The organism is Methanobrevibacter sp. UBA417 (genome assembly GCF_002508845.1).
Taxonomy (GTDB): domain Archaea; phylum Methanobacteriota; class Methanobacteria; order Methanobacteriales; family Methanobacteriaceae; genus Methanobrevibacter_A; species Methanobrevibacter_A acididurans.
Map to the genome: position 1 here is coordinate 37,712 of NZ_DAZC01000031.1, position 8,324 is coordinate 46,035.

The window sequence follows — 8,324 nt, forward strand, 5'->3', positions numbered from 1 at the left end:
GTTAAAAACTATGATAGTAAATTCCAATGGTTTATTAATCAAAGAATGTTATGTTCAATTATAGTTATCATGGTTATTGGAATAATTGGTGTTACTTTAATAAGTGGTATAGATTCAGTAAGTTCAACTATTTCAGGTTTATTAAGTTTACTTTCCTTGCAAAGTGCTGGAGGAGGAACTGCTGTTTCAGGATTCCCTAATGTATTTATTTCTGTAGCAGAAATGCAAATTCCAACTCTTTTAACTGGAGGTATTTCTGGAGCATTTTTAGCTAACTCTCAATCCGTAGTTAATGGTATTGGTGGAATAGTTGCATTATTTGCAGCATTAGCTACCCTTTACTTATATACTAGTAGATTATGGAAATTACGATTAGTTTCAACATCTATTGAAAAACATACTGGAAAACCTTCTAAAAGCAAAAGAAAATCTGCAGCTCAGAAAAAAGATGAAAATAATAGATTCAACTTAGCTATTAAAGATTTAACTTCTTTAGGTGGTTCTGATGATGTCAATAAAGATAAACGTCTTACCCTATTATACTTTACAGTATTAATGGTTTGGACAATATCATGTATTGTAGCTGTAACTCAAGGTACTAGATTTATCATGACATTAATGATACCTTTAGGTCTTTGTGTGGGAATATTCGTAGGTTATGCAGCGGATTATATAAAAGCTAAAGTAGAGGATGAAAGAAGATTATTCTTAATCTGTTTAATATGTTCCTTTTTAGTATCTTTCCCTGTTGTAGAACAAGTAAATTTCTTATCTGGAATTATATTATTTGTTGTTTTAGTTATAGTATCTGCTATCGCAGTTTATGGTGGAAAATTCTTTAAAGAATCAGATATTTCTCTTAAAAAAACTGCAGCAGTTTTATTAATTACTCTAGCTTTAATTTCTCCAACAGTTTGTGGAGCTTATCAAACAGCTTCTCAAGTTGTACCTGGTGCTAGTGACCCTATGTGGAATTCTATGCAATATATTAATGGAACTGCAAATAATACTATATCTAGTGATGCGGTAATAGAATCTTGGTGGGATTACGGTTACCTATTTGAAATAGCTGCTAATAAGCAAACAGCATCAGATGGAGGTGTACAATCTGGGGATAGAGCTTTCTGGATGGGTCGTGCTATGACTACATCTAATTTAGATTTATCAAAAGGTATTCTGCAGATGTTAGCCACAACTGGTACTAAAGCAGGTGAAACTTTAAATAGTTATAATGGTAATAACAGTTCTCAATCAACTGATATACTATTACATACATTAGCATTACCTAAATCTGATGCTAAGAATATGATGATGAATAATTATTCATTAACTTCAGCTCAAGCAGATAATGTATTACAATATTCACACCCAGATAATCCAAAAGATGTTGTATTTGTAGCAAGTTCAGATATGCTTCAAAAAGCTGGTTGGTGGACTTACTTTGGTACTTGGAATTTTGCAGAGCAAAATAGTACAAGTTTACAATATATGGTATCTACTACTACGGCAAATATCACTCCTGGACATAGTGGTACTATTCCTTTATTAGATGAAAATGGTATTTCATTTAATGCTGTTATTAATAGAGGAGCTAATGGTACTAATAACACTACAGGTCAAGTGCAAGCAGTATTTGATAATAATAATACCACTGTTGAAGTAAATAACACAACTTATAATCCATTGAAAGCAAGTAATTTAATGGTTATTGAAGACAATTATCTTACTAAAAATGAGAGTATTCATGGTGCAACTGATGGAAATTATACATTATTTGTATTAGGTAATAATAATACGTATAATGCTATATTAATCGATAATAAATTAGTTGATTCTATGTTCACAAGACTATTCTTATTAGGTGGTAATGGTCAAGATCAATTCCAATTAATACATATGGATAGTGGAATTTCATTATGGAAAGTAAATAATAATGCTAGTTCTACTAGTTCAACCAATCTTACTAATTCAACGGGTTAAAATTAAAATTTAATATTTTTAATTATTTTTTAATATAAATATAAAAATGAAGTTTTAATAAACTTCATTTAAACTATTTATTTTCTTATTTTTTTTTAAGTACAATTTTTTTTAATATATTCTTTAAACAAATTTTATAAACTATGAAAAACAAAATTATATTATAATAGTTTATGCGATACTATTTTTTTAAAATTTTTTATAATTAAAAATAACTTGGTGAGTAAATGGATATTGATGATAAAATAAAGGAGATTGAAGAAGAAATTCAAAAAACTCCTTATAATAAAGCTACCTCTCACCATATAGGTAAATTAAAAGCTAAGATTTCTAAATTAAAAGAAGAATCTATTCAAAGAAAAAGTTCTGGAAGTAAAGGTCAAGGATTTAGTATTAAAAAAAGTGGGGATGCTACTGCTGTATTAGTAGGTTTTCCATCAGTAGGTAAATCTACTCTATTAAATGAATTAACCAATGCTGAAAGTAAAGTAGGAGCTTATCAATTTACTACCTTAGATATTATTCCTGGAGTTATGGAATACAATAATGCTAAAATTCAAATTTTTGATATTCCTGGAATAATTACTGGTGCTTCAAGTGGTAAAGGTAGAGGTAGAGAAATTCTTTCAGTTGCTAGAACTGCTGATTTAATAATTGTAGTGTTAGATGTTTTCAACCCTCAACATTTAGAAGTAATTATTCGAGAACTTAGAAACATTGGTATAAGACCTAATGAGAAAAAACCAGATGTTACAGTTCATAAAAGAAGATTAGGTGGAGTTCAACTTTCTTCAACTGTTGAATTAACTTATTTAGATGAAAAAACAATTAGATCAATTCTTAATGAGTATGGAATTCATAATGCTTCAGTTTTAATTCGTGATGATGTTACAATAGATCAATTTATTGATGCTTTAGAAATTAATAGGACTTATATTCCAATGGTTACTCTTTTGAATAAAGTCGATTTAGTTGATAAAAATCACTTAACTGAAATTAAAAAAACAATTCCTGATTTTATACCTATTTCTGCAGATAAAGACATGAACATAGATAACTTACGTGAAATAATATTTGAAAAATTAAATCTTATTAGAGTTTATCTTAAACCTCAAGGTAGAAAAGCTGATATGGTAGATTCATTAATTATTAAAAAAGGGTCAACTGTTATTGATGCCTGTGGAAAGTTACATCGAGAATTTGTTAAGAATTTTAGATATGCTAAGATTTGGGGAACTTCAGTTAAATTTCCTGGTCAAAAAGTTGGGCCTGATCATGTTTTAGATGATGAGGATGTTCTTAGAGTTATTTTAAAGAAATAATTTTTCATGGATTTTTTTATTATGATAAATGGAAATAAAATAATTTTTATAACAGGCACCCCATGTGTGGGTAAAACTTCAGTAGCTTCTAATTTGTTTGATTATTTTAAAAAAATTTTTAATACAAAATTAATTAAGATTAATGATTTTGCTTTTGAAAATGATTTAGTTTTAGGTGAAGATTCTAAGAAAGGTTATAAAGTAATTGATGTTGATTCTTTAGATGAAAAATTAAATCATGATATAAAATTATTTTTTAATTCCGATTTGGATAAACCTATTTCAAAGTTGGTTATTGTTGAAGGTCATCTTTCTCATCTTTGCAGTAATTGCGATAAATGTATTGTATTAAGGTTAAATCCGAGAATTCTTGAAAAAAGGCTTAAATCTAGAAATTATTCAAAATCTAAAATTAATGAGAATTTAGAAGCTGAAGCTTTATCTGTATGTTCTGCTGAAGCTTATGATATTCATGGAAATTTGGTTAATGAAGTTGATACTACAAATAAATCTGTTGATGATGTAACAAGTATAGTTAAAGAGATAATATTGAATGATGCATCTTATCCTGTAGGTAATATAGATTTTATGGATTGGTTTTTGGATAATTAATTGTTATTCTATTTTTAAATCAATTTTTTTAAATTAAGGGATTATTTTACAATTTTGTTTTTATAAAAAATTTATTTAATAGAAAGCCTTTTTAAATAAGAAAAACATAATGTTGTTTAATATTCTTCTTGTATTCTATGGTTCAGATTAACTTTCATGATTTTGTTTTAAATTGTTTTATCTTTTTAATACATTATTTAAATAGCTAATTCTATTATAGAAATTTTTCATAACCAAATTATGGGGAGAGTATAAATTGAAAAGAGGAAAAAGACCTAATTGGATGTTAAATATAGCTAAAGAACGTATGGATATTCTTTTTTCATTAGCTGAAAAAGAATTTATTGAGTATCCTGAAAGATCTCATAGGTACGTTGAATTAGCTAGAAAAATATCTACTAAATACAATGTAAAAATTCCTCTTAAATGGAACCGACGATATTGTAAAAATTGTTATAAGTTCCTATTTCCGGGTCACAATTCTACCATCCGGCTAATTAATGGAGAAGTTAATATAATATGTGGTGAATGTGGCCATATCATGAAAATTCCTTATATTAAGGAAAAAAAACTTAAAAGGAGAGCTAAAATTGACTCTTACAAAAAAAGAGATAATGAATAAAAGCCTTTCCGCTATGACAATAAACATTGGTAAATCTGGAATTAATGATAACGTTATCGAAGAGATTAAACGTCAATTAAAAGCCAATAAAATTGTTAAATTACGATTTGCTAAAGGAATAGCAATCAATAAAGATGATTATATTAGTGACATTGTAAGTCAAACAAAATCAAAACTTATTGACATTAGAGGAAATGTTGCTGTTATTTATAAAAGATCTTAAATTTTATTTAAATTTAGAGTTACAGACACCAGTCTTAAATTTAAATTATTAAGATTTTATGACTTAAAAAATTAAAAAACGTGGAGAATAAATATATGAGTACTGTATATGATGTTCCTGCAGATGTATTAATTAATCATGTTGCAGAAGAACTTAAAAAGAATGATAACGTTAGTGCACCTAAATGGTCTAACCTTGTTAAAACTGGTGTTCACAAAGAAAGAAAGCCAGAAAATAGAGACTGGTGGTTTATAAGATCTGCTTCTTTATTAAGAAGAGTATATATCGATGGCCCAGTTGGAGTTAAAAGCTTAAGAACATTTTATGGTGGGAAAAAAGATAGAGGAGTTAATCCTGAAAAATTCAGACAAGGTAGTGGAGCTATTGTCAGAGGTGCTCTTCACCAATTAGAAGATGCTGGATTTGTTCAAAAAATTGATGCTGGAAGAATTGTTACTCCTGAAGGTAAATCTTTCTTAGATAAAGCTTCTAATGAATTAATCAAAGATATCCCTGAGCTTGAAAAATACTAAAAATTTTATAATTTATTATTTTAAAAAAATTAATTTAATATTAAATTTTATAATAAGCTAATTATTAGCTAAATTTTATGGAGACTGTTATATGAGCGAACTTGATGAATTGCGTCGTAAACGTATGGCTGAATTACAACAACAAGCAGGTAATCAACAACAAGCTATGCAACAACAAATGCAACAACAACAAATGCAACAAGAAATGGAAAAAGAAAAGAAGCAAATTTTAATGCAGATTTTAACTCCAGAAGCTCGAAGTCGGTTGACCAATCTTAAATTAGCTAAGCCGGATTTAGTTAATCAAATTGAAATTCAATTAATTCAATCTGCTCAATCAGGTAGTTTAAGAGGTAAAGTTACTGATGAACAACTAAAAGTACTACTTAGTCAAATATCTGGACAAAAAAGACAAATTCATATTACTAGAAAATAGATTGTTTTAATATGAAAGCTTGTGTTCTTTATAGTGGAGGGAAAGATAGTTCATTGATGGCTGTCATACTTTCACGTTTGGGTTATGATGTTGATTTAGTAACTGTGAATTTTGGAGTATTTGATTCTTATATTCCTGCTTCTATGTCTGCTAAATCATTAAATTTTAATCATGTTGTTTTTCATATGGATCAAAGTATTTTGGAAGAAGCCGTTAAAATTATCATGAATGATGGATTTCCGAATAATGGTATTAAGTACCTTCATGAAGAAGTTTTAGAGGCTATTTCAAGTAAATATGAAATCATTGCTGATGGTACTAGACGAGATGATAGGACTCCTAAAATAAATAAAGATCAAATTAAAAGTTTAGAAGATAGACATAATATCCAATATGTGAATTTAGATAGTTTTGGTTATAAAATGATAAATTCATTGGTTTCAAAACTTTTTGAATTATCTTATGAAAAAAGCAATAAGGAAAATAGTTCAGATTATGAAGTTGAAATTCGTTTATTAATAGATGAAAAAGGTGGAAATTCAAGTCAAATTTTCCCTGAACATTATCAAACAAATGTTTGTGGCTTTAAACAAAAAATTTAATTCATTAAATTAAATATTATTATTAACTAAAAATTGTGGTGGAAAAATGAGTAGAAATAAACCATTAGCTAAAAAGCTTAGAATGGCTAAGGCTAATAAACAAAACAGAAGAATCCCAATTTGGGCTTATGCAAAAACCCAACGTAAATTAAGATACAGACCTAAACCAAGACATTGGAGAAGAAATAATTTAAAAGTATAGGGGTTAATTAATATGGAAAGAGTATATACAATACCACTTAGAGATGTTAAAAAAGCACCTAGAACTATTAGAGCTGCAAAAGCTATGAGAGTTATTAGATCTTTTTTAGAAAAACACATGAAATCTGAAGACATTATTTTAGATTCTTCTATAAATGAAAAAGTTTGGGAAAGAGGAATTCAAAAAATTCCTTCTAAAATAAAAGTCAAAGCAGTTAAAGATGATGATGACGGAGTAGTAGAAGTTACTTTAGAAGAATAATTGAACTATTTATAATCATCGTAATAAAAAAATTTAAATTAATTAAAAGGAAAGGGGCATTATGCTTAAAAGAATAGATCTTACTGGAAATCCAAATTTAGGAGTTTATATTTCAGTTAATGAAGACTTCGCCATTGTTCCTTTAAACCTCCCTGATGATATGGGAGATATTATAAAAGAAACTTTAGATGTTGAAGTTATTAAAAGCTCTATTGCAGGTAGTAATTTAGCAGGAGCTTTAACTGCAGGTAATTCTAATGGTTTTTTAGTATCCTATTATACTGATGATAGAGAGATTAATAAATTAAAATCTTTAGGTTTAAATGTTTCTCGACTTGAAGATAAATATACTGCAGTAGGTAATATTATTGCTGTTAATGATACTGCAGCTATCGTTAGTCCTTTCATATCTGAAAATTCAGTTAAAACAATTGAGGATGTTTTAAATGTCACAGTTGAACAAACATCAGTAGGTGGTTTAGATATCATTGGTTCTTTAATGACTGTTACTAATAAAGGTTTCCTTTTATATAGAGATTCCACTCCTGCTGAAATTAACTTTGTTGAAGATATTTTCAAAGTTCAAGGGGATATTGGAACTGTTGGAAGAGGTATTACACTTGTTGGAGCTTGTTCAATAGCTAATTCTAAAGGAGTAATAGTTGGTGAAAAAACTACTGGTCCAGAAATGGCTAGATTAGAAGAAGCTTTAGGATTTTTAGATGACTAAAAATTTTTATATTCAAATTAAATAGATAATGAATTAAATAGTATTCATTTTATGAGGGATTATTAATGCAAACAAAAATATATAGAATTAAAGGTAAATTTGTTCTTGGTGAAGAAGTCCAAAAATTTACTAAAGAAATAAAGGCTTTCAAAGAAGAAGATATTTATGAAAAAATTTATTCCATTTTTGGAAGTAAACATAGTTTAAACAGAAAACAAGTTAAAATAGAAGATATTACTGAAATTAGTGCTGATGAAGTAGTAGATCCTGTTTTAAAAGCTATATTATAATTGATAAAAGGTGTTTTTAATGGAAGATCAGCAAAAATTAGAACAAATTGTAAATGAAATCAATATGTATAAAGAACAATCTGAATTATTACAACAAGAAGTTGCTAATGTTCAACAAACAATTGCTGAAGTTAATACTTTAGAATCTACTATTGATGATATGAAAGAAAAGAAAACTGTAGAAGCTTTAGTACCTGTTGGTGCTGGTTCTTTTATGAATGCTGATATTAAAAACGATGGTAAAATTGTTATGAGTATTGGTGCAGGAGTTGCTGTTGTAAAAAATTATGAAGAAGCTAAAAATACGGCAGAATCACAAAAAAAGCAATTAGAAGATAATCTTGCTAATTTATATAATAATCTTCAACAAATTTCTGATGTTGTTTCTCAACTTTCTCCACAAGCTGAACAATTAATGTTGAAAGTTCAACAATCTAAACAACATTAATACTTTTAACTTTTTTTATTTATTAAATGTTTTATTGATAATTTTTACTATTTTTACTATTTT

13 protein-coding genes are annotated in these 8,324 nt (G+C 27.6%); all 13 read left to right on the forward strand.

What is annotated here, in order from left to right; all coding sequences use genetic code 11:
• Window positions 1-1,980, forward strand: a 1,980-nt coding sequence (locus BP769_RS06965) for a peptide transporter (protein ID WP_413862342.1), incomplete at its 5' end; no start/stop codon positions are given.
• 227 nt (window positions 1,981-2,207) lie between these two features.
• Window positions 2,208-3,302, forward strand: a complete 1,095-nt coding sequence (locus BP769_RS06970) for an OBG GTPase family GTP-binding protein (protein WP_409198099.1) — start codon at window positions 2,208-2,210, stop codon at window positions 3,300-3,302.
• A 21-nt stretch (window positions 3,303-3,323) separates the two neighbouring features.
• Window positions 3,324-3,914: an adenylate kinase family protein gene (locus tag BP769_RS06975; RefSeq protein ID WP_409198098.1), complete on the forward strand. Its 591-nt coding sequence runs from the start codon at window positions 3,324-3,326 to the stop codon at window positions 3,912-3,914.
• Between the two features lie 256 nt (window positions 3,915-4,170).
• The gene (locus BP769_RS06980; protein WP_409198097.1) at window positions 4,171-4,536 is read left to right on the forward strand and encodes a ribonuclease P protein component 4; all 366 of its coding nucleotides are present in this window, start codon (window positions 4,171-4,173) and stop codon (window positions 4,534-4,536) included.
• Window positions 4,505-4,759, forward strand: a complete 255-nt coding sequence (locus tag BP769_RS06985; RefSeq protein ID WP_409198096.1) for a YhbY family RNA-binding protein — start codon at window positions 4,505-4,507, stop codon at window positions 4,757-4,759. The genes BP769_RS06980 and BP769_RS06985 overlap by 32 nt, the downstream gene beginning before the upstream one ends.
• Window positions 4,760-4,854: 95 nt before the next feature.
• Entirely contained in the window at window positions 4,855-5,292 is a 438-nt protein-coding gene (locus tag BP769_RS06990; RefSeq protein WP_409198095.1) for a 30S ribosomal protein S19e, read from the forward strand.
• A gap of 91 nt (window positions 5,293-5,383) precedes the next feature.
• A complete protein-coding gene (locus BP769_RS06995) occupies window positions 5,384-5,728 on the forward strand; it encodes a DNA-binding protein (protein ID WP_409198094.1) in 345 nt (114 codons plus the stop codon).
• An 11-nt stretch (window positions 5,729-5,739) separates the two neighbouring features.
• Window positions 5,740-6,330 (forward strand): DUF7411 family protein, encoded by a 591-nt coding sequence (locus tag BP769_RS07000; protein ID WP_409198093.1) that lies wholly within the window; start codon window positions 5,740-5,742, stop codon window positions 6,328-6,330.
• Window positions 6,331-6,376: 46 nt separating this feature from the next.
• Window positions 6,377-6,532 carry a 50S ribosomal protein L39e gene (locus tag BP769_RS07005; RefSeq protein ID WP_409198092.1) on the forward strand — a complete coding sequence of 52 codons (156 nt, stop codon included), beginning with the start codon at window positions 6,377-6,379 and terminating at the stop codon, window positions 6,530-6,532.
• Window positions 6,533-6,544: 12 nt separating this feature from the next.
• Window positions 6,545-6,793, forward strand: coding sequence for a 50S ribosomal protein L31e (locus tag BP769_RS07010; RefSeq protein ID WP_409198091.1), 249 nt, complete (start codon window positions 6,545-6,547; stop codon window positions 6,791-6,793).
• Between the two features lie 61 nt (window positions 6,794-6,854).
• Window positions 6,855-7,523: a translation initiation factor IF-6 gene (locus BP769_RS07015; protein ID WP_409198090.1), complete on the forward strand. Its 669-nt coding sequence runs from the start codon at window positions 6,855-6,857 to the stop codon at window positions 7,521-7,523.
• A 65-nt stretch (window positions 7,524-7,588) separates the two neighbouring features.
• Window positions 7,589-7,813, forward strand: a complete 225-nt coding sequence (gene rpl18a, locus BP769_RS07020) for a 50S ribosomal protein L18Ae (protein ID WP_409198089.1) — start codon at window positions 7,589-7,591, stop codon at window positions 7,811-7,813.
• Window positions 7,814-7,832: 19 nt separating this feature from the next.
• Window positions 7,833-8,261 carry a prefoldin subunit alpha gene (gene pfdA / locus BP769_RS07025; RefSeq protein WP_409198088.1) on the forward strand — a complete coding sequence of 143 codons (429 nt, stop codon included), beginning with the start codon at window positions 7,833-7,835 and terminating at the stop codon, window positions 8,259-8,261.
• Window positions 8,262-8,324 lie beyond the last annotated feature (63 nt).